This window comes from Streptomyces sp. LX-29, assembly GCF_029541745.1.
GTDB lineage: Bacteria > Actinomycetota > Actinomycetes > Streptomycetales > Streptomycetaceae > Streptomyces.
The window spans coordinates 1,962,097-1,987,374 of sequence record NZ_CP089746.1 but is presented as its reverse complement, the minus strand read 5'-3'; the positions used below and the strand labels follow the sequence as shown (position 1 = coordinate 1,987,374).

Below are 25,278 nucleotides of genomic sequence, written 5' to 3'. Positions count from 1 at the left end.
GCGTGAAGGATCCGGATCCGAGGTCCGAGGAGGGAGCCAGCGATGATTCTGCTCCGTCGCCTGCTGGGTGACGTGCTGCGCCGGCAGCGCCAGCGCCAGGGCCGTACTCTGCGCGAGGTCTCCTCCTCCGCCCGGGTGTCCCTCGGCTACCTGTCCGAGGTCGAGCGCGGCCAGAAGGAAGCTTCATCCGAACTGCTCTCCGCGATCTGTGACGCCCTGGATGTGCGGATGTCCCAGGTCATGCGGGAAGTGAGCGACGAGCTGTCGCTTGCGGAGCTGGCGGAGTCGGCCACCGCGACCGAGCCCGTGCCAACGCCGGTCAGGCCGCTCAACTCGGTGTCCGTCACCTCGGTGACGGGTGTTCCGGAGGAGCGCGTGACCATCAAGGCGCCGGCGGAAGCGGTGGACGTCGTCGCGGCCTGACGGCCCGAATCCTCGGTAATCCCGTCGCGTGTCGCGACGACTCGAGACGACGAGCGTCGAGACGACGAGCGTCGAGATGACGGATGTCGAACGACGAGTGTTCGAACGGAGTCCTGGCGGGTGCGGATGCGCACCGGCCAGGGCTCCTTCGCGTTCGGCGGCGGCGACACCGCTGTGACGCCGCCGCCGTCCCCGGCCTGACCACCGAAGAGCGTGGTGCCGCCCCCTTTTGTGGGAGCTGTCCGCAGGCCCGTCGCGGCGCGGAACGCGCACGGCTGGTCGCCGCGGTCTGTGCGATGGTGGGAAGGGAGCCAACTGCTCGAAATGCCGTCGAACGATCGCTGTCGACGGCGAACAGTCGAACAGGAGGAAACGGATGTCCGTGCTCAAGAGCCCCCTCCCGGAGGAGAGCCGCAAGGCCGTCGGTGACGCCCTACAGGGCGCGCTCGTCGACCTGGTCGACCTCTCCCTGGTGGCCAAGCAGGTCCACTGGACGGTGGTCGGACCACGCTTCCGCTCCGTGCATCTGCAACTCGACGAGGTCGTGGCCACGGCCCGGCAGCATGCCGACATCGTGGCCGAGCGCGCCTCGGCGATCGGTGTCGCCCCGGACGGCCGCGCCGAGACCGTCGCCAAGACCAGCGGCATCGACACCGTCAAGGACGGCTGGAGCAAGGACACCGACGCCGTACGAACCCTGGTCGCCGCCCTCCACGCGGTCATCGGGCGGATGCGGCAGCGCATCGACGCCACCACCGAGCCCGATCCCGTGACTCAGGACATCCTCATCGGGCTGACACGGGATCTGGAGAAGCACCACTGGATGTTCAACGCGGAGAACGTCTGAGCGTGGTGAAGGGCTGATGTTCCGGCGAACGGCCGGGACGTCAGCCTGATGGGGTGTCAGGGGCGGCGAGGGGCGTCGGCGCCGCGGTGCCGGCGGGTGCCAGGGGGCGGCCGGGGGTGTCAGAGGCGGTCGTCCGTCCCAGTCTGGACGCGGGCGGGCCGACATGCGGGGTGGGCCGACGCTGGGCAGACTGTGGAGAGCGCGGAGGTCCGACGCGCCCCGGTAATCGCCGCCCCGCCGCGCCCCTTGTGCGCTCTCCCGGCCCGAGCGAACCGGCGTCTAGCGTCTGCCCGAGTCCGCGTCGGCCGAAGGAGGCAGCCATGGCACCCATCGGAACGGCCGGCCGCCGCTTCCGCCGGGCGGCCCGGTGGGCCTGCGCGAGCCTTCTCGTGGGGATCTGGTGCCTGTGGTGCTGGGCGGCGCTCCGGCTGGCCCTCCAGCCCGGCCGCGCCGGTCCGGTGGAGGGCGCCGTGGTGGCCGGCGGCTGGGGCTTGAGCCTGCTGCCTGTCCACTGCGTCCCGGGATCCGCCGCCGGAGCCCGGGCCGTCCGCCGCCACCGGCTCTGGGGCTGGCTGCTGCGCCGCCTGGGCCTCCCGGGCGCGGACGAGTGGCGCTGCGACGGGACGGCGGAGGGGTGTGGTGCGAGTAGTGGTCCGTGCGGGGCGCATGGAGCGCACGGGGCGCGCGGAGGCGGCGGCCAGGCGGCCCGGTGCGGCTGTGCCGTCGGGGCGGGCGCGTGCGGCCGCGCACGGAGGTGCGGCTGCGGCGGGTGCCCGGGGCCGTGCGGCTGCGCCGGCTGCGCGGGGGAGTGCGGCTGTGCCCAGGGAACCCGAGGAGGCACCGGCCGCCGCCGCGGCATGGGGTTCCGCCGCTTGGGCACGGGCTCGCGTGGTGGTGCGAAGGGGTGCGGTTGCGCGAAGGAGTGCGGCCACGGAAGGGAGTGCGGGCGGGGGAAGGATTGCGGGCGCGGGAAGGGGACCGGATCTCTGGGTGGTCGGGGGCGCTGACGTACGAGGCCGGACCACTGAGCGATCGGGGGCGCTGACGTACGGGACCGGACCGAGCGACCGGGGGGCGCTACCCCGGCAGGGGTCACGCCTGGGTGGGGGCGGGTCCCGGCTGACAGCGCGGGCACCAGTAGGTGACGCGTGCGCTGTCACGACCGGCGCCGACCCTGCTCTGGCCGTCGTCGCCGCTGCCGGGGGCGCCGGCGACGTCGGCACCGCGCACGGGGGTGCCGCAGCGCACGCAGGGACGGCCCACTCGGCCGTAGACCCAAAGCCGGTGGTCGGGGCGCGGATCGGCCGTGGTGACGCGGGCGGGGCGGTCCTTGTTGGCCTCCAGCAGCCGTTTGGCGAGCGCCACCATCCGCTCGAGCCGAGGCACGTCGGCGACCGGGGTCCAGGGGGAGACGCCCGCCATGAAACACAGCTCGGACTTGTAGACGTTGCCGATCCCGGCGAGATTGCGCTGGTCGAGCAGGGCTTCGCCGACCGGCCTGCCCGGCTCGGCGAGTAGCCGCCGCAACGCCTCCTCCGGGGACCAGCCGGGGCCGAGGAGGTCGGGCCCGAGATGGCCGACGGCCTGGTCCTCGTCCGCGGTGCGGAGCAGTTCGAGCACAGGCAGCCGATAGCCGACGGCAGTGCCGCCCGCGGTGCCGAGGATCGCCCGGATCTGATGCCCCGGCCCGCCGGTCCAACGCTCGCCGGGGGCGTAGACCCGCCAGGCGCCGTCCATCCGCAGATGGGAGTGGAGCGTCAGCCCGCCCTCGACCCGGGTCAGCAGATGCTTGCCCCGTGACACCGCCTCGATCACTTCGCGACCCGTGAGGTCCACCGTCGCCAACCGCGGTACCCGCAGATCGCACCGCACCAGCCGCTGCCCGGCCAGCCCCTCATGCAGCCGCCGCGCCGTCCACCAGACGGTGTCTCCCTCAGGCATACCGCCATGATGCAGCCGCCCACCCGCTCCGGGCCCCCGACCGACTCGGGCCTCGGCCCCTCCGGGCCTGTGCGGTCGTGGGGGCTGGGCGCACCCGGTGGGGGCGGCGCGGGGCGCGCCCGTCGCACGGGGCGCACGGGAGTCGGCGGGCGGGGCGCGGTGGTGTCCCAGGAGTGCCGTCCGCCGGGGGAGTGCGGCCGCGTCCGCGTCCGCGCACCGCCCAGGGGCTGCCGGGCGTGCGCCCCCTGCGACCCCTGCGCGGATCCGGACACGCGGATGCGCCACGTGCTCGGGTCGCACATGTCGCATGCGGGCGACGGCCGATGGTGGGCGGTGGGCGGCCGGGGCGGGGACGGCCGGCTACCCCTCGCGTATGCGCAGGCCGCGTGGCGTGGCGTGGAAGCCGGCGGATTCCAGGATCGGGCCGAACGGGGAGGAGAGCGCCGGGGTGCCGTTGATGCGTTCGACGGTGACCGTGCCGAGGGCGCCCGCGCGGGCGGCGTGGGCCAGGGCGTCGATCGCGGCATGGAGCCGGCCGTCGTCGAAGGGGGAGGCCGCCTCCGCCGGGCCGAGGGGCCAGGCGAGCAGCGTCTTGCCGCCGCGCTCCACATACAGGGTGAGCTCGCCGTCGACCAGCACGACCAGCGATCCGGCCTTGCGGCCCGGCTTGTGCCCGGCGTCGGAGGGCGGCTCCGGCCAGGGCAGGGCGGCACCGTAGGCGTTGGCCGGATCGGCCGCGGCGAGCACCACCGTGCGGCCGCCGGCCGCCGGGCTCGCCGGGGCGCCGTTTCGCCCGGCCTTCGACGGGGCCGGCCCGCCGAAGGCGTCGACGGGGGCCGATCCGCCGAAGCCGGGGGTGCCGTCACCGTCGAGCGCCTGACCTGGGACGTCGTAGCCGATGGCCGGGACGGAGCCCATGACGTCGTAGCCGCCGGGGGTGGCGCTCGGGGCGCTCGCGCGCTCGCGGGCGACACTCACCGCGCGCAGCCGGTCCACCGCGCCGTCCATCGCGAACTGGGCCGCCCCCAACCCTTCGACCACATAGCCGCGCCGCGCCTGTCCGCTCTCCTCGAAGGCGGCCAGCACCCGGTAGGCGGCGGCGAAGCCGCCCTCGACGCCCTCGGCCGCGACCGCGCCGCGGGTCACCACGCCGTGCCGGTCCAGCAGCGCGCGGGCCAGGGCGTGGGCGCGGTGGGTGGTCTCCGGCTCCCGCGTGGGCAGCAGGGACCAGCGGCCCGCCACCGTCGGCGGCCCGCCGCGGGACGCGGTGGGGCGACCGGTACGACCGGTGAGCCCGCCGTAGCGACCGCGCGGGACGGCGCGCTTGGCGCGATGGGCGGTGGCCCCGGCGGTGCGGCCGGAACCCAGCAGGGCGCGCAGCGGGGCGAGGGTGTCGTTGGTGAGCCGCCCGGACCAGGCCAGCTCCCACACCACCTCGGCGAGCTGCGGATCGCCGCAGTCCGGGTGGGCGGCGCGGACCTGGTCGGCGATCTGGCGGAAGAACAGGCCGTAGCCCCCGGAGAGGGCGTCGAGCACGGCTTGGTGCAGCGGGCCGATCTCCAGCGGGTGTGGGGCGTGCAGCAGCAGCGGCGCCGCCTCGGCGAGGTGGAGGCAGACCCAGCCGTCCTTGCCGGGCAGCGCTCCGGACCCGGCCCAGAGGACCTCTCCGGTGGCGGTGAGCTCGTCGAGCATCGTGGGGGAGTAGTCGACGACGCGGGACGGCAGGACGAGCTTCTCCAGGGCGGAGGCGGGGACCGGCGCGCCCTGCAACTGCTCGATGGCGCGCACGAGGCCGTCGATGCCGCGCAGGCTGTGGCTTCCGCCGCGCTGTCGTCCGGCCGGCAGCGAACCGACGTGCTGCCACTGGGGGAGGAAGGCGGCCAGTGCCGCGGGCGGCACCGGCTCCAGCTCCTCGCGGAGCGCGGCCAGCGAGCGGCGGCGCAGCCTGCGCAGCACGGCGGCGTCGCACCATTCCTGGTCCATCCCGGCGGGATGGAACTCGCCTTGGACGACGCGGCCGGCGGCGGCGAGCCGGTGCAGCGCGCCCTCGGTCACGGCCGTGCCCAGGCCGAAGCGGGCGGCGGCCGCGGCGGAGGTGAAGGGGCCGTGGGTGCGGGCGTAGCGGGCCAGCAGATCGCCGAGCGGGTCCTTCACCGGCTCGGTGAACGCCTCGGGGACGCCCACCGGCAGCGCGGTGCCCAGGGCGTCCCGGAGCCGGCCGGCGTCCTCGACCGCCGCCCAGTGGTCCGCCCCGGCGACGCGCACCCGGATCGCGCGCCGGGCGGCCGCCAGCTCCCGCACCCACTCCGGCTCGGCGCCGCGCTCGGCCAGCTCCGCGTCGGTCAGCGGCCCCAGCAGCCGCAGCAGGTCGGCGACGGTCTCGGGGTCCTTGGCGCGCCGGTCCTCCGTCAGCCACTGCAGCTCGCGCTCCAGCTCGGTCAGCACCTCGGCGTCCAGCAGCTCGCGCAGCTCGGCCTGGCCCAGCAGCTCGGCGAGGAGCCGGGAGTCCAGGGAGAGGGCCGCGGCGCGCCGCTCGGCCAGCGGGGAGTCGCCCTCGTAGAGGAACTGGGCCACGTAGCCGAAGAGCAGAGACCGCGCGAAGGGCGAGGGCTCGGGGGTGGTCACCTCGACCAGCCGGACCCGGCGGGACTCGATGTCGCCCATCAGCTCGGTGAGGCCGGGCACGTCGAAGACGTCCTGGAGGCACTCGCGGACGGCCTCCAGGACGATGGGGAAGGAGCCGAACTCGCTGGCCACCTGGAGCAACTGCGCGGAGCGCTGCCGCTGCTGCCACAGCGGGGTGCGCCGGGCCGGGTTGCGGCGCGGCAGCAGCAGCGCGCGGGCGGCGCACTCGCGGAAGCGGGCCGCGAACAGCGCCGAGCCGCCGACCTGGTCGGTCACGATCTGGTCGACCTCGCCGCGGTCGAAGACGACGTCGGCGGCGCCCACCGGGGACTGCTCGCTGTCGTACTCCACGCCCCGCGCGGCGGGGTCGGCGTCGAGCAGGTCCAGCCCCATCAGATCGGCGTCGGGCAGCCGCAGCACGATCCCGTCGTCGGCGTGCATGACCTGGGCGTCCATCCCGTACCGCTCGGCCAGGCGGGCGCCCAGCGCCAGCGCCCAGGGGGCGTGCACCTGGGCGCCGAAGGGGGAGTGGACGACGACCCGCCAGTCGCCCAGCTCGTCCCGGAACCGCTCCACCACGATCGTGCGGTCGTCCGGGACGTGGCCGCAGGCGCGGCGCTGCTCGTCCAGGTAGGCCGTGACGTTGTCGGCGGCCCAGGCGTCGAGCCCGGCGGCCAGCAGCCGCTCGCGCGCGGCCTCGGGCGACAGGCCGCCGACCTCGCGCAGGAACGCGCCCAGCGCGCGCCCCAGCTCCAGCGGCCGGCCCAGCTGGTCGCCCTTCCAGAACGGCAGCCGGCCCGGGACGCCGGGGGCGGGGGAGACCAGCACCCTGTCGCGGGTGATGTCCTCGATCCGCCAGGAGGTGGTGCCGAGGGTGAACACATCGCCCACCCGCGACTCGTAGACCATCTCCTCGTCCAGCTCGCCGACGCGGCCGCCGCCCTTCTTGGGGTCGGCGCCCGCCAGGAAGACGCCGAACAGCCCGCGGTCCGGGATGGTGCCGCCCGAGGTGACCGCCAGCCGCTGGACGCCGGGCCGCCCGGTGACCGTGTTGGCGACGCGGTCCCAGACCAGGCGCGGCCGGAGCTCCGCGAAGGCGTCGGAGGGGTAGCGGCCGGCGAGCATGTCGAGCACGGCCGTGAAGGCGGACTCGGGCAGGGAGGCGAACGGCGCCGCGCGGCGCACCACGGCCAGCAGCTCGTCCACATCCCAGCTGTCCAGCGCGGTCATGGCCACCAGCTGCTGGGCCAGCACGTCCAACGGGTTGGCGGGCACCCGCAGCGACTCGATGGCCCCCTGGCGCATCCGCTCGGTGACGACCGCGGCCTGCACCAGGTCGCCGCGGTACTTGGGGAAGACGACGCCGGTCGAGACCGCGCCGACCTGGTGTCCCGCGCGGCCCACCCGCTGGAGGCCGGAGGCGACCGACGGCGGCGACTCGACCTGCACCACCAGGTCCACCGCGCCCATGTCGATGCCCAGCTCCAGACTGGAGGTCGCCACGACCGCCGGCAGCCGGCCCGCCTTCAGGTCCTCCTCCACCTGGGCGCGCTGCTCCTTGGAGACCGAGCCGTGGTGCGCGCGGGCCAGGAGCGCGGGGGCGCCCTTGGCCGCCCCGGCCTGGGCCATGATCTCCGCGGGCGCGTGGTGCTCGGCGGCGGCCTCGCCCGTGGCGCGCTCGTACGCGATCTCGTTCAGCCGGTTGCAGAGCCGCTCGGCGAGGCGGCGGGAGTTGGCGAAGACGATCGTCGACCGGTGGGCCTGGACCAGGTCGGCGATGCGCTCCTCCACATGCGGCCAGATCGACGGCTTCTCACCGGTGTCTCCCTCCCGGACCGGGGAGCCGCCCAGCTCGCCGAGGTCCTCCACGGGCACCACCACGGACAGGTCGAACTCCTTGCCGGACGGCGGCTGCACGACCTCCACCCGGCGCCGGGGGGACAGAAAGCGCGCCACCTCGTCCACCGGCCGGACGGTGGCCGAGAGCCCGATCCGGCGGGCCGGGCGCTCCAACAGCTCGTCGAGCCGCTCCAGGGAGAGCGCCAGATGCGCGCCGCGCTTGGTCCCCGCGACCGCGTGCACCTCGTCCAGGATCACCGTCTCCACCCCGCTCAGCGCGTCCCGCGCGGCCGAGGTGAGCATCAGGAACAGCGACTCGGGGGTGGTGATCAGGATGTCCGGCGGCCGGCTGGCCATCGCCCGCCGCTCGGCGGGCGGCGTGTCGCCCGAGCGGATGCCGACCCGCACCTCCGGCTCCGGCAGCCCGAGCCGCACGGACTCCTGCCGGATGCCGGTGAGCGGGGAGCGCAGATTGCGCTCGACGTCGACGGCGAGCGCCTTCAGCGGCGACACGTACAGCACCCGACAGCGGCGCTTGGCCTCGGCGGGCGGCGGGGTGCTGGTCAGCTGGTCCAGCGCGGCCAGGAACGCCGCGAGGGTCTTGCCGGAGCCGGTCGGGGCGACCACCAGCACGTCCGAGCCGGCCCCGATCGCCCGCCATGCCCCCTCCTGCGCGGCGGTGGGCGCCCTGAACGCTCCCGTGAACCACCCGCGGGTGGCAGGGGAGAAGCCGTCGAGCGCTGTCGTCGCCATGCCCACCATCGTGCACCGCGCCACTGACAATCGGTCGTCCCCGCTGGTCGGAGGCGGTGCGGGCGGCGCCGCGGCGCCCGGCACGGTCCGGTGGTGACCGGTGTCGTCGTTCCTCGGCCCCGGCCCGACGGCCGCCGGGGACGGCCGTCGGGCCGGGCCATGGCGGGGCGGGGGCGGCCCGCGCCGGGCGGGCCGCTCGGAGGGGACGGGCGGCCCACCCGGCGGCCACGGATCGTGCGGCCGCTAGAACGACCGGCCGTGGGCGCGCAGCGTCAGCAGGGCGTCGATGGTCACGATCGGCCGCCACTCCAGCTCGGTACCCGGCGCCCAGCGGCGCCAGCGGATCGGCCAGCCGCCGTCGTCCCGCTGGGCGGCGGCGAGGTGATCCAGCGACCGCTCCAGCTCCCCCCTGGAGAACCAGCGGTGCGCGAGCGAACCCGGGGTGCGGGCGAAGTCATGGGGGAAGTGGCGCTCGCCGGGCGCGTACCCCTCGGGGAGCGGGTACTCCTCGGCGCGGTCCGGGTCGAGCACCGCCAGCCGCTGCTCGCGCACGCTGCGGCCGAGCCGCTCGGCCGTGATCTCCGCGCGGGGTCGGTCCGGCGCCCCGTCGAGGAAGGCGACGGCCGCCTGGACCTCGTACGGATGCGTCCTCGCCCCGTCCGCCAGGCGGGTCACCGCCGACCAGCAGAAGTCGGTGGCCCGGAAGAGCCAGGCGTGCCACACGTCGTTACGGTGCAGCAGCCCCACCACCGGTCCGGTGGCGAGCAGATCGCTGGGCGGATGGTCCACCACCGGGATCCAGGGCGCCGCCGGGTAGCCGCGCAGTGACGGGTGGAGCGCGGGCAGCGCGCCGTCCGGGGTGGAGATCTCCGTCAGGTAGCGGCAGATGCGCTCGGCCCGCCGCCCTCCACAGCGGCCGATCGTGTCGAGCACTCGCAGCGCGTGTGCCACGTGCAGCGGCTGGCTCACCGGGCCGCGCAGATCGGGCTCCAGGGCGTGTCCGAAGCCGCCGTCGTCCCGCGCGTAGGCGGTCAGCGCCGCCTCGACCGGGTCGGCCGCGGCGCCGAGGAAGTGGTACGCGAACCGGTGCTGCTCCAGGACGCGGGCGGTCAGCCACACGAAGTGCTCGGCACGGGCGAGCGGGGACAGGGACGACAAGGGCGCGGGGGGCGCTGTGTCGGATCGGGCCATGAACCAGACCGTAGGGCGGAAAGCGCTCCGCGGCAGCGGCTCGCGCACGGCAGCACTCCTAGGGGCGGGATACTGGGCGCATGCGGTTGACGGACTTCTGGCAGCGGATGGCGGATCACTTCGGAGAGGGGTACGCCGACACGTTCGCGCGCGACCACGTGATGTCCGAGCTGGGAGGCCGGACCGTACGGCAGGCGCTGGCCGCGGGCTGGGAGACCAAGGACGTCTGGCGCGGGGTGTGCAGCGCCATGGAGATCCCCTTCGAGCGCCGCTGAGGCACCTTCGGGGCGCCTCCGACACGCGGATCGCTGGGATCGCCCGCATCCTCGGGGCACACCGGGACGCTCTGGATCCGGAACACACCGGGACGGTCCGGATCAGGGGCACGCCGGGACGGTCCGGACCGCCCTGAGGCTTCCGATGCACGGCTGCCCGGCTGCACGGCGCCTGGGCGCCTCACAGGACGCCGCTCGTCGCCGCGCGGCGTTGCCCGCGCGGGCCGTGCCGCGTCCGGTCCCCGGCCCGTGCCGCGTCGGGTCCTGGCCGGCTGAGCCATCCGGTCCGGATGCACGCCGCGTCGGTCCTGGCCCGCCGCCGGGTCGTCCGGTCCGGGATTCACACCGTGTCGGTCCTGGACCGCCGTCGGTCCTCCGGTCCTGGCCCGCCGGTCGTTCGGCGGTGGCCGCGGCGGGTCCTGGCCCGGCGCCCCGTCTGGTCCGGACTCATGCCGCGCCCGGTCCCGGCACGGGCCGCGGACGTGACGCATCTGTTCCGGCGCCTGTCTGTCGCCCGCGCGGGGTGGCCGGAAAGATGTGCGGTCGGTACGCCACACTGTGCGGGTGGCCACGACAGAAGAGACGACCATCCCCGACGACGATCGCACCGCCCCCGTGCCGAGCACCGGGAACGCCGTGCACCCGTCCGCGCGGATGCCGCGCTGGCTGCCCCGCGCGATGGTGCTCGCGCTCGCGCTCGTGGCCTGTTTCCGCCTGGCGACCTGGGCCTTCGACCGGCTGACCGGGCTGCTGCTGAACATCCTGATCGCGTTCTTCTTGGCGCTGGCCATCGAGCCGGCGGTGGACCGGATGGCCGCGCGAGGCGTCCGCAGGGGAGTCGCGACCGCCCTGGTCTTCCTCGGCATCGTCGTCTCCGTGGCCGGCTTCTTCACGCTGCTCGGCTCGATGCTGGCCGGACAGATCGCCACCATGGTCGAGGACTTCCCGAAGTACCTGGACAAGGTGATCAGCTGGATCAACACCACCTTCCACACCGATCTGTCCCGGGTGGAGATACAGGACAGCCTGCTGCACTCCGACTGGCTGCAGACGTACGTCGAGGACAGCGCCGACAACGTGCTCGACGTGTCCGCGGCGGTGCTCGGCGGCCTCTTCCAGGTGCTGACGGTGACGCTCTTCGCCTTCTACTTCGCCGCCGACGGCCCCCGGCTGCGCCGCGGGCTGTGCTCCGTGCTGCCGCCGCACCGGCAGGCCGAGGTCCTGCGGGCCTGGGAGATCGCGGTCGCCAAGACCGGCGGCTACCTCTACTCGCGCGGTCTGATGGCGCTGATCTCCGGCCTCGCGCACTACATCCTGCTGGAGTGCCTGGGGGTGCCCTACGCCCCGGCGCTGGGCATCTGGGTCGGGATCATCTCGCAGTTCATCCCCACCATCGGCACCTATCTGGCGGGCGCCCTGCCGATGCTGATCGCGTTCACCGTGGAGCCCTGGTACGCGCTGTGGGTGTTCGGCTTCGTGGTGATCTACCAGCAGTTCGAGAACTACCTGCTGCAGCCGCGCATCACCGCCAGGACCGTGGACATCCACCCGGCCGTCGCCTTCGGCTCCGTGATCGCGGGTACGGCGCTGCTCGGCGCGGTGGGCGCCCTGATCGCGATCCCGGCCACCGCGACGCTCCAGGCGTTCCTCAGCACATACGTCAAGCGGTACGAGGTGACCGACGACCCCCGGGTCCAGGGGCGGCGGCGGACGTCGCGACGCGAGCGGCGGGCGGAACGGAGGGCGGCGGCGCAAGGGGAGAGCGACGCCCCGGGAGAGCCCGGACAGCGGGGCGCCTCGACGCTGGCACGGGTCCGCGACACGCTCGTGCGGCGCGGTTGACACGTAATTCGAACATCCATTCTCATGGGTCTTCCGGCCCTGGGTTTTCCACAGGCCGGCCGCAGTCCGGGCGCGTTGTCAGTGGCAGGCGTTAGCGTCATGGACGTGAAGCGATCGACTCAAGCACCCCGGGTGGAACCCATGGCAGGCACCGACCGCGAGAAGGCGCTGGACGCCGCGCTCGCACAGATTGAACGGCAATTCGGCAAGGGCGCCGTGATGCGCATGGGCGAGCGGCCGAACGAGCCCATTGAGGTCATCCCCACCGGGTCGACCGCTCTCGACGTCGCGCTCGGCGTCGGCGGCCTGCCGCGCGGCCGAGTGGTGGAGGTCTACGGACCGGAGTCCTCCGGTAAGACCACGCTGACCCTGCACGCGGTGGCCAACGCCCAGCGCGCCGGCGGCACGGTGGCCTTCGTGGACGCCGAGCACGCCCTGGACCCCGACTACGCCCAGAAGCTCGGCGTGGACACCGACTCCCTGATCCTGTCCCAGCCGGACAACGGTGAGCAGGCGCTGGAGATCACGGACATGCTGATCCGCTCCGGCGCGCTCGACCTCATCGTCATCGACTCCGTGGCGGCCCTGGTGCCCCGCGCGGAGATCGAGGGTGAGATGGGCGACTCCCACGTCGGCCTCCAGGCCCGACTGATGAGCCAGGCGCTGCGTAAGATCACTGGCGCGCTGAACCAGTCCAAGACCACCGCGATCTTCATCAACCAGCTGCGCGAGAAGGTCGGCGTCATGTTCGGCTCCCCGGAGACCACCACCGGTGGCCGGGCGCTGAAGTTCTACGCCTCGGTGCGCCTGGACATCCGTCGCATCGAGACCCTCAAGGACGGCACCGAGGCGGTCGGCAACCGCACCCGCGTCAAGGTCGTCAAGAACAAGGTCGCGCCGCCCTTCAAGCAGGCCGAGTTCGACATCCTCTACGGCCAGGGCATCAGCCGCGAGGGTGGCCTGATCGACATGGGCGTCGAGCACGGCTTCATCCGCAAGTCCGGCGCCTGGTACACGTACGAGGGCGACCAGCTCGGTCAGGGCAAGGAGAACGCCCGCAACTTCCTGAAGGACAACCCCGATCTCGCCAACGAGATCGAGAAGAAGATCAAGGAGAAGCTGGGCATCGGTGTGAAGGCCGACCCGGCCGCCGTGACCGAGCCCGGCGCGGACGCCGCGGGCGCCACGGGTGGCGCGGCCGCCGCCCCGGCGAAGGCCACGACCGCCACGGCGGCGAAGGCCGGTGCCAAGGCGACCAAGGCCGCCGCGGCCAAGAGCTGATCCGTGACGCGGCGAACCGACTGGCCCGACCCGCCGGAGTGGCCGCCGGCCGGGCAGGGCCGGCGCGCCCGACGCCGACCGGCGGACCCGCCGTACGAGGACGGTCCGTCGTATGGGGACGCGCGGCCGTACGGGGAAGGGCCGCCGTACGGGGAAGGGCCGGGGCGCGGGGACGCCGGCTGGGACGGCGGTGCTCCCTACCCGGACGAGCCTCCGTACCTGGACGAGCCTCCGTACCCGGACGACCTGTACCAGGGCGACCCGTATCAGGACGGTGATCCGTTCGACGGTGACGCCCGGGCGCACGGCGGCGGATCGCAGAGCGGCGCGGGTACGGGCCGCGCCGACCGTGAGCCGGGTGGTGCCTCCTCCTCGTCGAGGGCCGAGCGGGAGGCGTCGCCTGACCCGGAGGAGCAGGCGCGGGCGATCTGCCTGCGCCTGCTCACCGGGACCCCGCGCACCCGCCGGCAGCTCGCCGACGCGCTGCGCAAGCGGGGCATCCCCGACGAGGTGGCCGACGGGGTGCTGTCGCGGTTCGAGGAAGTCGGACTGATCGACGACGCGGCCTTCGCCGGTGCCTGGGTGGAGTCCCGGCACCACAGCCGGGGCCTCGCCCGCCGCGCGCTCGCCCGCGAGCTGCGGACCAAGGGCGTGGACTCCGCGCTGATCGAGGAGGCCGTCGGTCGGCTCGACGCCGACCAGGAGGAGCGCGCCGCCCGCGAGCTGGTCGAACGCAAGCTGCGCGCCACCCGCGGGCTCGACCGCGAGAAGCGGCTGCGCCGCCTCGCCGGCATGCTCGCCCGCAAGGGGTATCCGGAGGGCCTGGCCCTGCGCGTGGTCCGGCGCGCGCTGGAGGAGGAAGGCGAGGACACGGAGCACCTGGACGAACACCTCGCCGGGCCCTGACCCCGAGCGGGTCCCGATCTCCGAGCCGGCGCTCGACCCTGGTCACACGGCCATCTCGATGCCGCCACGGTAGCCACCGATGCGGACGCCGTCGGCGTTCCCTTCGGCGTCGCCGATCCGGCGCCGATCCGGCGGTCGGCCGCTGTCCACGACCAGCTCACCCGCGGGCGCGGGCGCCAGGGAGGGACGCGGTAGCCCCACCCCGAACGCCGTCGGCCCGCCGACACGGTGGAGCCGGTCGCCTCGCCCACTCATCGACCCCACAGGCGGTCTCGTAAGCGACCCCATGACGTGGCCGTTCGCCGGGCCCGTCGACCGTGTCGGCCCCCTCGGTGCCGGCGCCCGCCCCCGCCCGGCGCCGCCAGTCCGTCTTCGCCCGCAACCGGCACGGCGACCGGCCGGCCCACGGCGCCCACGCGGGACCGCGCCGTGGATGACGACCACGTCTCCCCTCCCGCCCTGCCGCGTGGCCCGCCTCGGCGGGACGGCTGATGCTCGGACCGGGAGAGGGGAACCCGGTGGGTGGCCGTGGCCGCGTGCGTCCCCCGGGGCGCCTGGTCCGAACCTCGGCCGGGACCGTGCATCAGCGCCGCACCGGCAGGCCCGCCGCGCGCCACGCCTGGAAGCCGCCGATGAGGTCGGTGGCCCGGGTCAGCCCGAGTTGGCGCAGGGAGACCGCCGCCAGGCTGGAGGCGTAGCCCTCATTGCAGATCACCACGACGGGCAGATCATGGGCGGTGGCCTCCGGGAGGCGGTGGTCGCAGAGCGGGTCCAGCCGCCACTCCAGCTCGTTGCGCTCGACGATCAGGGCGCCGGGTATCGTGCCGTCGCGCTCCCGGAGTGCGGCGTAGCGGATGTCGACCAGCAGCCCGCCCGCGGCCTTCAGCTCCGCGGCCCGTGCCGGGCTCACCCGGTTCAGGCCGCTGCGCGCCTCGTCCAGGAGCTCCTCCACACGGCGCCTCATGTCCATTCCTCCGGCAGCTCGACCTGCTCGAGACGCAGCACCTGCCCGGTGCGGCTGTAGCGACGCATCAGGGGCAGCGGCGGGTGGTACGCGTGGACCGACACCGCGTGCCGGTCCTGGGACTCGTTGAAGACCTGGTGCACATGGTGCGGGCCGAAGGCCCGGCCGTGCCCGCCGGAGAGCCGGCGCTCACGGTCCACCCCGTCGGCCAGCTCAAGGGTCTTCCAGCCCTCGGTCGGCAGTTGGGCGGCGAGCGACTGCTCGGTCAGTTCACCCGCGGCCGTGGCGAAGGCGCCGTGCGAGCCGCCGTGGTCGTGCCAGCCGGTGCCGCTGCCCGGTGGCCAGGCGATCAGCCACGCCTCACTGCCGCCCGGCCCGTTCAGTCGCATCCAGGTGCGACCCTGCGGGTCGAGCGGGAGCGAGGCCACAAGCGCGGCGTCGGCTGCGGTTCGGTTGACGAAGTCGAGCAGTCGGGCGGCGCTGGGCGCGGAGGCGCGGGCGGAAGGCGAGGCCAGCGGGGAGGACAGGGCGGAGCGGGACCTACGGGAGGTGGAGGGCGTTACGGACACGGGTGCGTCGGACACGAGGGCCGTCCTGAGTGATCGCGAAGGGCGCGGCGAAGCCGCGTGGCAGGGGAACGCGTCAGAACGACGGGCGACACATGCAGCTCGCATAGCGGAGCAGGTCCACATGGACCCTCCGCCAGAAGTGCGGCTGCCGGGTGTCGATCACGCTCCGCAGTGAACCACGTGCCGGAAGGGGGGTCAACCGGTGTTCGCCCAGTGGTCGGTGCCCCGGCGGAGCGCACCGGGTACCGAACCGCGCACCGGGCCGCGCACCCTCGGCGGCCGTGCGCTCACGCGTCGACGGCGTACGCCGATGTGCCGACCGTGTGCGCCCGTTGAGCCGCTCGCGTGACGCGCGCCGCGCGTGAGACGTGTCTTCCCGCGCTGCTGAGAACGCGCACTACGCGAAGGACGCCGAGCAGGCGGAGCAGGCGGAGTGCGCGAGGACACGGGGTCGCGGACGGCACCGCCCCGGGGCGGTGCCGTCCGCGCCGTCACCGCGAGCCGACGCGACGTGGAGTCGACGCGACGTGAGGTGACGCCCCCTCAGCGACGTCCCGCCGTCGCCTCCGTTTCGGCGGCAGGGGTCTCGGCGGCCGCCTCGCCGTCGTCGGCCGTGGCGTCGTCCCGCGCGGGCGCGCCGCCGCGGGTCGCGTCGGCGCAGGCGTACAGCTCACCCGGGCGCACCCCGGACAGGGCGGCGACCAGGTGGCCGTCGGGGCGGATGAGCAGGACGGTGTGCGCGGCGGCGCCCGGGTAGGACTCGGCGACCAGCAGTTCGGCCCGAACGGGCAGCGCGGCGACCGCGGCCGCCAGCCGTGGCATCAGCCCCGCGCGCAGCCAGTGCCGACGCTCCCACACCGCGGTGCCGGGCGCGACCAGCACCACCAGCAGGTCCCGACCGAGCCGTTCACGCAGTCGGGCCGCCGATCCGTCCGGCGCCGTCACCGGGACATCGGTGACCAGCGCTCCGATCGGGGTGTCCACGGTGACGGAGCCGGCCGGGGCGACCGGGGGAGCGAGCGGCGAACGGGCGTGCACGGGCGGTCCACCGAGCGGACCCCGGCCCATGTGACTGTCGGTCAGCAGCGTGTCATGGCCGCGCACGGTGCCCGGCACCACGGTGCGCCGCACCGCGTGCCAGCCGTCCGTCGAGCGCACGAGCGGGAGCGCCTGGTCGGCGCCGCGCAGCCGGGCGCCGACCGCGGCCCGGCGCTCGGCCTGGTAGCTGTCGAGCAGCCGCTGGGCCTCGCCTCGGCCGTGGTGCCAGGCCAGGCCCAGCTTCCAGGAGAGGTTGCCGACGTCCCGCAGCCCCTCGTCCAGCCCCTGGGTGCCGAGCGCGCCGATCAGATGGGCGGCGTCTCCGGCGAGGAAGGCCCGGCCGACCCGCCAGCGCCGGGCGAGTCGGTGGTGGACCGTGTGCACCCCGGTGTCGAGGAGTTCGTAGGGGGGCGGTGCCCCGTCGCACCAGCCGCGCAGGGTCTCGCGCACCCGGGTGAGCAGCGCGTCCGGGGTGACGAGCTCACGGCCGGGCGGCAGCAGCCAGTCGAGCCGCCACACCCCGCCGGGCAGGGGACGGGCGACGATCTCGCCGTCGGCGCCGCGCCATGGCGGCGAGCGGTGCAGCAAGCCCTCGCCGGGCCAGGGCAACTCGGCGCGCAGCGCCGCCACCGCGTGGCGTTCCACCGCGGTCCGCCCCGGGAAGCGCACCTGGAGCAGCTTGCGGACGGTGGAACGGGGGCCGTCGCAGCCGACCAGGTAGCTGCCGCGCCACCAGGTGCCGTGCCGGGTGTGCGCGGTGATCCCCGTGGCGTCCTGCTCCAGGGTGTCGAGGCGGCTGCCGGTGGCGAGGGTGACGAGACCCGGGCTGGCCTCGGCGAGCGCCCGCAGCGCCGCGCGCAACGCGCGGGTCAGCTCGTGCTGCGGCAGATGCACCGGCGCGACGACCTCCGCCGCCGGCCCGGGCTCGCGTGACTCCTCCGTCGCGTGCTCCCGCGCGGGAGGCGAGGCGTCCTGCCCGGCGCCCGAGCCGTCGGGGGGCGCCGCGAAGGACACCGTCCGCACCACCTGCCTGCGCCGCACCGTACGCCATGCGGTCCAGCGCTCCTTGGCCACCAGCTCCGCGCAGCCCAGCCGCGCCACCAGCGCCGCGGTGTCCGGGCGCAGCACCGCCGTACGGGCCAGCCGGTGCTCCTCGGCGCCCGCGCCCTCGTCCAGCAGGACGACCGGGACCTCGAGTCGGGCGAGCGCCAGCGCCAGGGTGAGCCCGACCGGGCCCGCCCCGACGACGATCACCGGGTCCACGGCGCGGCTCCTCGGGCCCGAGAGGAGGTGCGGCGGACGGTGACGAAGCAGGCGCAGGTCGTACGAGAGCTGGCGAAGGGAGCCCGGAGCGTGATCACACAGCGTATGCAACCCACTGCGGCCGCCCGCGTCAAGCGGGGGCCGGGGAGGTGTGGCGGAGAAGCGTAGGCCAAGGGGAGGAGACGGCGGAGGCGGTGGCGCGTGCGCCACCGCCTCCGTGCGCCGATCCCGGCGTACCACCGGCCCGTTGGCGGGCCGGCCGGTCACCCGGCGGTCGGCGGGGCCGGTCGACCGGCCCCGCGGCGATCCGCTCCGGGCACCGCCGGATCCGGTCCGGGCGGCGTCACGCCGCCCGGCTGACCGCTGGCGCCTCACGCCTCCCGGTCACGGTCCGTGGGCCGCTCGGTCATCACGACCGACTCGGTGCCCAGCGTCTCCAGCTGGTCCGTGGCGTCCGCCGCCAGCACCGCGCCGGTGCTCTTCTTGGCGCGCCGCAGTCGACGCTCCAGCCAGCCCGCGAAGCTGGTGAGCAGGTAGTTCAACCCGATGTAGATCAGGGCGACCACGGTGATGGCGGCGATGTTGTTCGCGCCGTAGTTCGCGGTGATCTCCTGGACCTGGCTGAACAGATCGGGGAAGCCGAGCAGCGCACCACCGAGGGCGGTGTCCTTCACGATCACGACCAGCTGGCTGACGAGGGCCGGCAGCATCGCGGTGACCGCCTGCGGCAGCAGCACCACGGTCATGATCTGACCCTTGCGCATGCCGATCGCCTTGGCCGCGTCCGTCTGGCCGTGCGGCAGCGCCAGGATGCCGGCCCGGACGATCTCAGCGATGACCGAGGAGTTGTAGAGCACCAGACCGGTGACGACCGCGTACAGCGGGCGGATGTCGAAGGCGAGGTTGCCGAACTCGGCGTACGCCTGGTTCGCGAACAGCATCAGCATCAGCACCGGGATGGCGCGGAAGAACTCCACCACGACACCGGCGGGCACCCGGACCCACCGGTGGTCGGAGAGCCGGCCGATGCCCAGGGCCGCGCCGAGCGGCAGGGCGATGAGGATGGCCAACACCGCGGCCTTGAGCGTCTCCGCCAGACCGGGCAGCAGGTACGTGGTCCATACCCGGCTGTCTTCGACGAACGGGCTCCACTTGTCCGCGTCCAGCTGGTGCTTGCTGGCCATGACGTCCAGCACCCACCACATGAGGGCGGCGAAGGCGACCAGGAAGAGGACGGTGTAGAGGTGGTTCCGACGCCGGGCGCGCGGCCCGGGGGTGTCGTAGAGAACGGACAGGTTGCTCATCGCTTCACCGCCACTCGCTTGGCCACCCAGCCGAGCAGCAGGCCCATCGGGAGGGTCAGTACGACGAATCCGAACGCGAAGACAGAGAACACGAGGAAGATCGCGTCACTCTCGACCTCGATCATTTCCTTCATCAGCAGGGCCGCCTCGGCGACGCCGATGGTGGCGGCGACCGTGGTGTTCTTCGTCAGCGCGATCAGCACGTTGGTCAGCGGGGCGACCACCGCGCGGAACGCCTGCGGCAGCACCACCAGGGCGAGCACCTGCGGGAAGCTCAGCCCCAGTGCGCGGGCGGCCTCGGCCTGTCCCATCGGGACGGTGTTGATGCCGGCGCGCAACGACTCGCACACGAAGGTGGCGGTGTAGGCGATCAAGCCGAGGACCGCGAGCCGGAACAGGACGCTGTCCTGATCACCACCGGCCAGGGTGACGCCCAGTGTCTGGTTCAGCCCCAGGGAGGTGAAGAGGATGACGATGGTCAGCGGGGTGTTCCGCATGAGGTTGACGTACACGGCCGCGAAGCCGCGCATCACCGGAACGGGGCTGACCCGCATAGCGGCGAGCAGGGTTCCCCACACGAGGGAGCCGATCGCCGAGTAGACGGTGAGCTGCACCGTCACCCAGAAGGCTCCGAGGAGGTCGTACCCTTCAAGAAAATCGAACACGTTCTACCGCGCTCTCCCCTGGTCGGATGGGAGGGGGCGCGCCGCGCGAGCGGCGCGCCACCGTGTCCTCAGCTGTTCTCGGTGATCTTCGGAGCGGGCTCGTACTTGTAGTCGGCGGGGCCGAAGTTGTCCTTGACCGCCTTCTCCCAGGCGCCGTCCTTGACCATCTTCTCCAGGGCCTTGTTGATGTCGGCCTGGAGCTTCTTGTCGCCCTTCTTGATGCCGATGCCGTAGTTCTCGTTGCTCAGGTTGAGCCCGGCGAGCTTGAACTTGCCCTGGTGGTCCTTCTGCGCCGCGTAGCCGGCCAGGATGGAGTCGTCGGTGGTCAGGGCGTCCACGGCCTCGTTCTCCAGGCCGGTGAGGCACTGCGAGTAGCCCGGGTACTGCTGCAGGTCGGCCTTGGGCGCGAACTTCTTCTGGACGTTCTGCGCGGAGGTCGAACCGGTGACGGAGCACAGCTTCTTGTCGTTCAGGACCTTGACGTCCTTGAACGAGTTGTCGTCCTTGCGGACCAGAAGGTCCTGGTGGGCGAGGAAGTACGGGCCCGCGAAGCTGACCTTCTCCTTGCGCTCCGGGGTGATCGAGTAGCTGGCGGCGATGAACTTCACGTCACCGCGCGAGAGCATGTTCTCCCGCTCCGGAGTGGGCGCCTTCACCCACTCGATGTCGCTCTCCTTGTAGCCCAGCTCCTTGGCGACGTACGTGGCGACGTCGACGTCGAAGCCCTTGAACTCGCCGTCCGGGGTCTTCAGGCCGAGGCCCGGCTGGTCGTACTTGATGCCGATCTTGATCTTGCCGTCATCGTCTCCGCTGCCACAGGCGGTCGCGGTCAGCGAGAGGGTGAGCACGGTGGCGGCCAGAGCGGCCGACTTGCGGAACTTCATGGTGAACATCCCTTGGGGTCGTCGAGCGGGGGCGATCGAAGCGTCGAGGCGTTCGAGGCGTGCGGGGACAGGACCGGTCCGGGGCCGCTCTGGCCGTGTCGGTGGTCCGGGGCGGTACGGACCCGCCGGGGTGCGGGCCGTACGCGTCGTTCCGTGGCCGTACCGGGTACGTACGGGCCGATCAGGGGTCGTACGGGGGGTACGAGCCGATCAGTGATGCAGGATCTTCGACAGGAAGTCCTTGGCGCGGTCGCTGCGCGGATTGCTGAAGAACTGCTCCGGCTCGGCCTCTTCCACGATCCGGCCGTCGGCCATGAAGACCACCCGGTTCGCCGCCGACCGCGCGAAGCCCATCTCGTGGGTGACCACGACCATGGTCATCCCGTCCCGGGCGAGCTGCTGCATGACCTCCAGCACCTCGTTGATCATCTCCGGGTCGAGCGCGGAGGTCGGCTCGTCGAAGAGCATCACCTTGGGACCCATGGCCAGGGCCCGGGCGATCGCCACCCGCTGCTGCTGACCACCGGAGAGCTGTGCGGGGTACTTGTCGGCCTGGGTGCCCACGCCGACCCGGTCCAGCAGCGCCCGTGCCTTCTCCTCGGCCACCTTCTTGTCCGTCTTGCGGACCTTGATCTGCCCCAGCATGACGTTCTCCAGCACCGTCTTGTGGGCGAAGAGGTTGAACGACTGGAAGACCATGCCGACGTCCGCACGCAGCCGGGCGAGCTCGCGCCCCTCTTCCGGCAGCGGCTTGCCGTCGATGGTGATGGTCCCGGAGTCGATCGTCTCCAGGCGGTTGATCGTCCGGCACAGGGTCGACTTCCCGGAACCCGACGGTCCGATGACGACGACCACCTCACCCCGGGCGATCGACAGGTCGATATCCTGGAGTACGTGCAGTGCGCCGAAGTGCTTGTTGACTCCGGTCAGCGCGACCAGTTCGCCCGCCGGCACGGCGTCGTCCTTGGTCACCGATACTTCGCTCATCGGCGTCTCGCTCCATCCTCCTCGGTTGGGCAGGACCTTATGAGCCGTCGCGACCAGCGTCATCACATCTGAGCTGAAATTGAGCATAACGATCCGGCCGCAACGGAACACGTTGCGTGATCACCTCCTTGGGGCGCGTACCGGCTGGGTAACGGAAACGCCCGGTTACCGGAAACCGTCTTGACGGGTGCGCCCCACATCGGGGTGGATGCCCTCTGGCCGTGTCATACGGCCCGCGCTTGGGGGTACGCACGGAGATGCGCGTGTACGGGACGTGTACCCCGGAAAAGATCGGTTAACGGATCGCACCAGGGTCGACTGAGGGAGGTGCCGGTGAGACTGCTGCTCGTCGAGGACGACAACCACGTCGCCGCCGCGCTGTCCGCGGTCCTCGCGCGGCACGGCTTCGACGTCACCCACGCCCGCAGCGGCGAGGAGGCGCTCAAGGCGCTACTCCCCGACACCCGCGCCCCGTTCGGCGTCGTGCTGCTGGACCTCGGGCTGCCGGACCAGGACGGCTTCGAGGTCTGCGGCCGCATCCGCAAGCGCACCAGCACCCCCGTGATCATGGTTACCGCGCGGGCCGACGTCCGCTCCCGCGTCCACGGACTCAACCTCGGCGCCGACGACTACGTGGTCAAGCCGTACGACACCATGGAGCTGCTGGCCCGCATCCACGCCGTCAGCCGCCGCACCGTCCCCGCCGAGGCCCCCTCGGCGGCCGACGAACCGGCCGAGGGCACCCAGCCGGCGCTCCGGCTGGGGCCGCTCAGCCTGGAGGTGCCCACCCGCACCGTCGTCGTCAACGGCACCACCGTCCCGCTCACCCGCAAGGAGTTCGACCTGCTGGCGCTGCTCGCCCAGCGCCCCGGAGTGGTCTTCCGCCGCGAGCAGATCATCAGTGAGGTCTGGCGCACCAGCTGGGAGGGGACCGGGCGCACGCTGGAGGTGCACATCGCCTCACTCCGCTCCAAGCTGCGCATGCCCGCCCTGATAGAGACGGTCCGCGGGGTCGGCTACCGTCTCGTCCCCCCGGCGGCGTAGGCGGCCGGCACGGGCATGCGTTCACGGCTCCTTCCGCTCCTCATCGTCCTCATGGCGGGCGTCCTGCTGGCCCTCGGCTTCCCGCTGGCCGGCAGCCTGGCCGCCGCCGAGCAGCAGGGGGTGGTGGTGGACCGCATCGACGACACCGCCCGCTTCGCCTCGCTGGCCCAGTACGTCACGGCCAGCCCGGAGCGGGCGGCCACCGCCGAACCCCCCACCGAGGAGGACGAGCGGCTCGCCACCCTCCAGTCCGAACTGGACCGCTACTACGACCTGTACGGCATCCGCGCGGGCGTCTTCGAGCGCAACGGCGAGAGCGTGGCCAAGGCCCCCGGAGACTGGCGGATGGCGGCCAAGGGGGAGGCGCGGCGCGCCTTCGACGAGGCGCTCGCCGGGCGCCGCAGCCACGACCCCGAGCAGGTCTGGCCCTGGCAGCGGCACCGGCTCACCGTCGCCTCACCGGTGGTGCGCGACGGCGACGTGGTCTACGTCGTCGTCACCGACTCACCCACCGGAGAGATGCGCTCCCGGATCCTGCACGGCTGGCTGGTGATCGCCGCGGGGGAGGCCGCCGCGATGCTGCTGGCGGTCGCCGCCGCCATCCGGCTCACCCGCTGGGTGCTGCGGCCCGTCCGCATCCTGGACTCGGCCACCCACGACATCGCCACCGGCCGGATGAACTCACGCGTCGCCGCCGCCTCCGGCCCCCCCGAGCTGCGCCGGCTGGCCCGCTCCTTCAACGAGATGGCCGACAACGTCGAGGAGGTCCTGGAACAGCAGCGCGCCTTCGTCGCCGACGCCTCCCACCAGCTGCGCAACCCGCTGGCCGCGCTGCTGCTGCGCATCGAGCTGCTCGCCCTGGAGCTCCCCGAGGGCCACGCGGAGATCGCCTCGGTGCGCGGCGAGGGCAAGCGGCTGGCCCGGGTCCTGGACGACCTGCTCAACCTCGCCCTCGCCGAGCGCTCCACCGCCGAGCTCACCCTCACCGACATCGCGGCGGTCGCCGCCGACCGCGTCGACGCCTGGCTGCCGCTCGCCGAGAGCGAGTCCATCGCCCTGACCTACGCCGGCCCCCATACCGCCATCGGCTGGGCCGACCCGGTGGCGCTGTCCAGCGCCCTGGACGCCGTCGTCGACAACGCCCTGAAGTTCACGCCGGCCGGCGCCTCGGTGAGCGTGAAGGTCGCCGTCCCGCCGGACGCCGGACCTGCCACGGTGACCGTCGTCGACGGCGGCCCCGGGCTCACCGAGGACGAACTGGCCCGCGTCGGTGACCGCTTCTGGCGCAGCAACCGGCACCAGAACGTCTCCGGCTCCGGACTGGGCCTGTCCATCTCCCGGACCCTGCTGGCGGCGGGCGGCGCCACGATCGCCTACGCGCCCAACGAGCCCACCGGGCTGCGGGTGACCATCTCGGTGCCCCGCACCCCGCCGAAGGACCGACCGGTGGCGGCGTTCAAGGTCTGACCAGGGGAGCTTCCCGGGCTGGCCATGGAGCGGGCAGCGGTGCCGTGGCGGCCCCCGGGGAGACACGGGGACCCCGGACGGGCAGGGGCGTCAAGGCGCGACCGAGCGGCAGTCGGGCCCGGGGAGCGACCGGAAGCGGTCAAGGAGCGGAGGACGGCCTCACGGCTTGACCGAGCGGTAGTAGCGCGCCGCTCCCTCGTGCAACTCCAGCGGATCCGTGAAGACCGCGGTCCGCAGGTCGACCTTCTGGGCGGCGTGCACCACCTCGCCGATGTGGTCCCGGCTCTTGATGACGGTGCGGGTGACGGACTCCGTGAGACGGGCATCCATACGGTCGGTCGTCACCAGCAGGTTCGCCACCGCGATGGTCTTGACCGGCCGGCCCGGGCGCACCTTCGGATAGGCGTCGGCCGGCATCACCGCGGCCCGGTAGTAGCGCGTCCGATCGCCCTGGTCGTGCAGCGCGTCGGCCAGGTCGCCGAGCTGGACCAGCCGGACGGGAAAGACGTCGGCCAGGTCCTGGACGGCGTTGGTCGGCAGCCCGCCCGACCAGAAGAACGCGTCCAGCTCGCCCCTGCGCAACATCCCGGTCATCTTGTCGATGCCGACCCGCGCGGCCTTGATGTCCGTCGCGAAGTCCAGGTCCGCCGCCGCCAGCAGCCGTCGCGTGATCAGCTGTACCCCGGAGCGATCCTCGCCGACCCCGACCCGCAGCCCCTCCAGATCCCGCGCGGAGCGCACCTTCGAGCCCCGGGGCACCACCAGCTGCATGTAGTCGTCGTACAGCCGGGCGCACGCCCGCAGCCGCTCGGCGCCCGGCCGCCCCTCGCCCGTGTAGGCGGCCACGGCGTCCGCGGTGGCGATCGCGAAGGACGCCCTGCCGTCCGCCAGCCGCTGGAGGTTGTCGACCGAGCCCTGGCTGGGCAGCAGCCGCACCCGCACCTCAGGGAGGTCGCGCCGCAGGTCGTCGCGGAGCATCGACCCGTACTTCGCGTACACGCCGGTGGGGACGCCCGTGGACAGCACCACCCGGCCCGAGGGCGCGGCACCGCCGCCGAGGGGCAGCAGCCAGCACAGCAGCAGCGCGAGGGCCGCGGCCGCCGCGGCCAGCTGCGCCAGCCGCCGCCCGCGCGGGCGGGTGAGTCTGTCGAGCATGGCCAGGATCCTGCC

At 73.6% G+C, this 25,278-nt stretch carries 21 protein-coding genes and 1 pseudogene; 9 read left to right on the top strand and 13 right to left on the bottom strand.

What is annotated here, in order from left to right; all coding sequences use genetic code 11:
* Positions 1–42: 42 nt before the first annotated feature.
* From LRS74_RS08470 to LRS74_RS08460, 3 genes and pseudogenes are all read left to right on the top strand, one after another.
* Complete coding sequence (locus LRS74_RS08470) at positions 43–423, top strand: helix-turn-helix transcriptional regulator (protein WP_277740430.1); 381 nt, start codon at positions 43–45, stop codon at positions 421–423.
* A gap of 376 nt (positions 424–799) precedes the next feature.
* Positions 800–1,270 (top strand): DNA starvation/stationary phase protection protein, encoded by a 471-nt coding sequence (locus LRS74_RS08465; RefSeq protein ID WP_277740429.1) that lies wholly within the window; start codon positions 800–802, stop codon positions 1,268–1,270.
* Between the two features lie 320 nt (positions 1,271–1,590).
* Positions 1,591–1,794 (top strand): annotated as a pseudogene (locus LRS74_RS08460) (hypothetical protein); the annotation flags it as partial.
* 568 nt (positions 1,795–2,362) lie between these two features.
* On the opposite strand, the gene LRS74_RS08455 reads toward LRS74_RS08460, so the two are convergent.
* The 3 genes from LRS74_RS08455 to LRS74_RS08445 all read right to left on the bottom strand — a co-directional run bounded on the left by LRS74_RS08455 (position 2,363) and on the right by LRS74_RS08445 (position 9,619).
* The gene (locus LRS74_RS08455; protein ID WP_277740428.1) at positions 2,363–3,211 is read right to left on the bottom strand and encodes a DNA-formamidopyrimidine glycosylase family protein; all 849 of its coding nucleotides are present in this window, start codon (positions 3,209–3,211) and stop codon (positions 2,363–2,365) included.
* A 360-nt stretch (positions 3,212–3,571) separates the two neighbouring features.
* Positions 3,572–8,428 carry an ATP-dependent helicase gene (locus tag LRS74_RS08450; protein ID WP_277740427.1) on the bottom strand — a complete coding sequence of 1,619 codons (4,857 nt, stop codon included), beginning with the start codon at positions 8,426–8,428 and terminating at the stop codon, positions 3,572–3,574.
* 243 nt (positions 8,429–8,671) lie between these two features.
* The gene (locus LRS74_RS08445; protein WP_277740426.1) at positions 8,672–9,619 is read right to left on the bottom strand and encodes a hypothetical protein; all 948 of its coding nucleotides are present in this window, start codon (positions 9,617–9,619) and stop codon (positions 8,672–8,674) included.
* Positions 9,620–9,699: 80 nt separating this feature from the next.
* On the opposite strand from LRS74_RS08445, the gene LRS74_RS08440 reads away from it, so the two are divergent.
* The 4 genes from LRS74_RS08440 (at position 9,700) to recX (ending at position 13,923) form a co-directional block, all read left to right on the top strand.
* Complete coding sequence (locus tag LRS74_RS08440; protein WP_277740425.1) at positions 9,700–9,894, top strand: DUF3046 domain-containing protein; 195 nt, start codon at positions 9,700–9,702, stop codon at positions 9,892–9,894.
* Positions 9,895–10,509: 615 nt separating this feature from the next.
* Positions 10,510–11,736 (top strand): AI-2E family transporter, encoded by a 1,227-nt coding sequence (locus LRS74_RS08435; protein WP_277744657.1) that lies wholly within the window; start codon positions 10,510–10,512, stop codon positions 11,734–11,736.
* A 141-nt stretch (positions 11,737–11,877) separates the two neighbouring features.
* Entirely contained in the window at positions 11,878–13,017 is a 1,140-nt protein-coding gene (gene recA / locus LRS74_RS08430; RefSeq protein ID WP_277740424.1) for a recombinase RecA, read from the top strand.
* Positions 13,018–13,020: 3 nt separating this feature from the next.
* Positions 13,021–13,923 carry a recombination regulator RecX gene (gene recX, locus LRS74_RS08425; protein WP_277740423.1) on the top strand — a complete coding sequence of 301 codons (903 nt, stop codon included), beginning with the start codon at positions 13,021–13,023 and terminating at the stop codon, positions 13,921–13,923.
* Between the two features lie 42 nt (positions 13,924–13,965).
* Here recX and LRS74_RS08420 read toward each other — a convergent pair whose 3' ends face one another.
* The 9 genes from LRS74_RS08420 to LRS74_RS08385 form a co-directional block, all read right to left on the bottom strand.
* A complete protein-coding gene (locus LRS74_RS08420; protein ID WP_277740422.1) occupies positions 13,966–14,124 on the bottom strand; it encodes a hypothetical protein in 159 nt (52 codons plus the stop codon).
* A 382-nt stretch (positions 14,125–14,506) separates the two neighbouring features.
* A complete protein-coding gene (locus LRS74_RS08415) occupies positions 14,507–14,893 on the bottom strand; it encodes a rhodanese-like domain-containing protein (protein ID WP_277740421.1) in 387 nt (128 codons plus the stop codon).
* Positions 14,884–15,414 carry a cysteine dioxygenase gene (locus LRS74_RS08410; protein WP_277744656.1) on the bottom strand — a complete coding sequence of 177 codons (531 nt, stop codon included), beginning with the start codon at positions 15,412–15,414 and terminating at the stop codon, positions 14,884–14,886. The genes LRS74_RS08415 and LRS74_RS08410 overlap by 10 nt, the downstream gene beginning before the upstream one ends.
* A 115-nt stretch (positions 15,415–15,529) precedes the next feature.
* Positions 15,530–15,619 carry a putative leader peptide gene (locus LRS74_RS33595; RefSeq protein ID WP_347178114.1) on the bottom strand — a complete coding sequence of 30 codons (90 nt, stop codon included), beginning with the start codon at positions 15,617–15,619 and terminating at the stop codon, positions 15,530–15,532.
* A gap of 380 nt (positions 15,620–15,999) precedes the next feature.
* Positions 16,000–17,757, bottom strand: coding sequence for an FAD-dependent monooxygenase (locus LRS74_RS08405; protein WP_277740420.1), 1,758 nt, complete (start codon positions 17,755–17,757; stop codon positions 16,000–16,002).
* A 371-nt stretch (positions 17,758–18,128) separates the two neighbouring features.
* Positions 18,129–19,061 carry an amino acid ABC transporter permease gene (locus tag LRS74_RS08400; RefSeq protein WP_277740419.1) on the bottom strand — a complete coding sequence of 311 codons (933 nt, stop codon included), beginning with the start codon at positions 19,059–19,061 and terminating at the stop codon, positions 18,129–18,131.
* Positions 19,058–19,726 carry an amino acid ABC transporter permease gene (locus tag LRS74_RS08395; RefSeq protein WP_277740418.1) on the bottom strand — a complete coding sequence of 223 codons (669 nt, stop codon included), beginning with the start codon at positions 19,724–19,726 and terminating at the stop codon, positions 19,058–19,060. The genes LRS74_RS08400 and LRS74_RS08395 overlap by 4 nt, the downstream gene beginning before the upstream one ends.
* 68 nt (positions 19,727–19,794) lie before the next feature.
* Positions 19,795–20,610: a glutamate ABC transporter substrate-binding protein gene (locus LRS74_RS08390; RefSeq protein ID WP_277740417.1), complete on the bottom strand. Its 816-nt coding sequence runs from the start codon at positions 20,608–20,610 to the stop codon at positions 19,795–19,797.
* 210 nt (positions 20,611–20,820) lie between these two features.
* Complete coding sequence (locus LRS74_RS08385) at positions 20,821–21,597, bottom strand: amino acid ABC transporter ATP-binding protein (RefSeq protein ID WP_277740416.1); 777 nt, start codon at positions 21,595–21,597, stop codon at positions 20,821–20,823.
* A 333-nt stretch (positions 21,598–21,930) separates the two neighbouring features.
* Between LRS74_RS08385 and LRS74_RS08380 the strand changes: the two genes are divergently transcribed.
* Complete coding sequence (locus tag LRS74_RS08380; protein WP_277740415.1) at positions 21,931–22,641, top strand: response regulator transcription factor; 711 nt, start codon at positions 21,931–21,933, stop codon at positions 22,639–22,641.
* A gap of 15 nt (positions 22,642–22,656) precedes the next feature.
* On the top strand, positions 22,657–24,108 hold the full coding sequence (locus LRS74_RS08375) for a HAMP domain-containing sensor histidine kinase (protein ID WP_277740414.1): 1,452 nt from the start codon (positions 22,657–22,659) through the stop codon (positions 24,106–24,108).
* A gap of 159 nt (positions 24,109–24,267) precedes the next feature.
* Here LRS74_RS08375 and LRS74_RS08370 read toward each other — a convergent pair whose 3' ends face one another.
* Entirely contained in the window at positions 24,268–25,263 is a 996-nt protein-coding gene (locus LRS74_RS08370) for a TAXI family TRAP transporter solute-binding subunit (protein WP_277740413.1), read from the bottom strand.
* Positions 25,264–25,278: the final 15 nt, after the last annotated feature.

Excerpts from the sequence above, each read along its gene's own strand:
- LRS74_RS08470 (WP_277740430.1), top strand. The coding sequence starts at position 43 with ATGATTCTGCTCCGTCGCCTGCTGGGTGACGTGCTGCGCCGGCAGCGC.
- LRS74_RS08465 (WP_277740429.1), top strand. The coding sequence starts at position 800 with ATGTCCGTGCTCAAGAGCCCCCTCCCGGAGGAGAGCCGCAAGGCCGTC.
- LRS74_RS08455 (WP_277740428.1), bottom strand. The coding sequence starts at position 3,211 with ATGCCTGAGGGAGACACCGTCTGGTGGACGGCGCGGCGGCTGCATGAG.
- LRS74_RS08450 (WP_277740427.1), bottom strand. The coding sequence starts at position 8,428 with ATGGCGACGACAGCGCTCGACGGCTTCTCCCCTGCCACCCGCGGGTGG.
- LRS74_RS08445 (WP_277740426.1), bottom strand. The coding sequence starts at position 9,619 with ATGGCCCGATCCGACACAGCGCCCCCCGCGCCCTTGTCGTCCCTGTCC.
- LRS74_RS08440 (WP_277740425.1), top strand. The coding sequence starts at position 9,700 with ATGCGGTTGACGGACTTCTGGCAGCGGATGGCGGATCACTTCGGAGAG.
- recA (WP_277740424.1), top strand. The coding sequence starts at position 11,878 with ATGGCAGGCACCGACCGCGAGAAGGCGCTGGACGCCGCGCTCGCACAG.
- LRS74_RS08415 (WP_277740421.1), bottom strand. The coding sequence starts at position 14,893 with ATGGACATGAGGCGCCGTGTGGAGGAGCTCCTGGACGAGGCGCGCAGC.
- LRS74_RS08400 (WP_277740419.1), bottom strand. The coding sequence starts at position 19,061 with ATGAGCAACCTGTCCGTTCTCTACGACACCCCCGGGCCGCGCGCCCGG.
- LRS74_RS08390 (WP_277740417.1), bottom strand. The coding sequence starts at position 20,610 with ATGAAGTTCCGCAAGTCGGCCGCTCTGGCCGCCACCGTGCTCACCCTC.
- LRS74_RS08385 (WP_277740416.1), bottom strand. The coding sequence starts at position 21,597 with ATGAGCGAAGTATCGGTGACCAAGGACGACGCCGTGCCGGCGGGCGAA.
- LRS74_RS08375 (WP_277740414.1), top strand. The coding sequence starts at position 22,657 with ATGCGTTCACGGCTCCTTCCGCTCCTCATCGTCCTCATGGCGGGCGTC.
- LRS74_RS08370 (WP_277740413.1), bottom strand. The coding sequence starts at position 25,263 with ATGCTCGACAGACTCACCCGCCCGCGCGGGCGGCGGCTGGCGCAGCTG.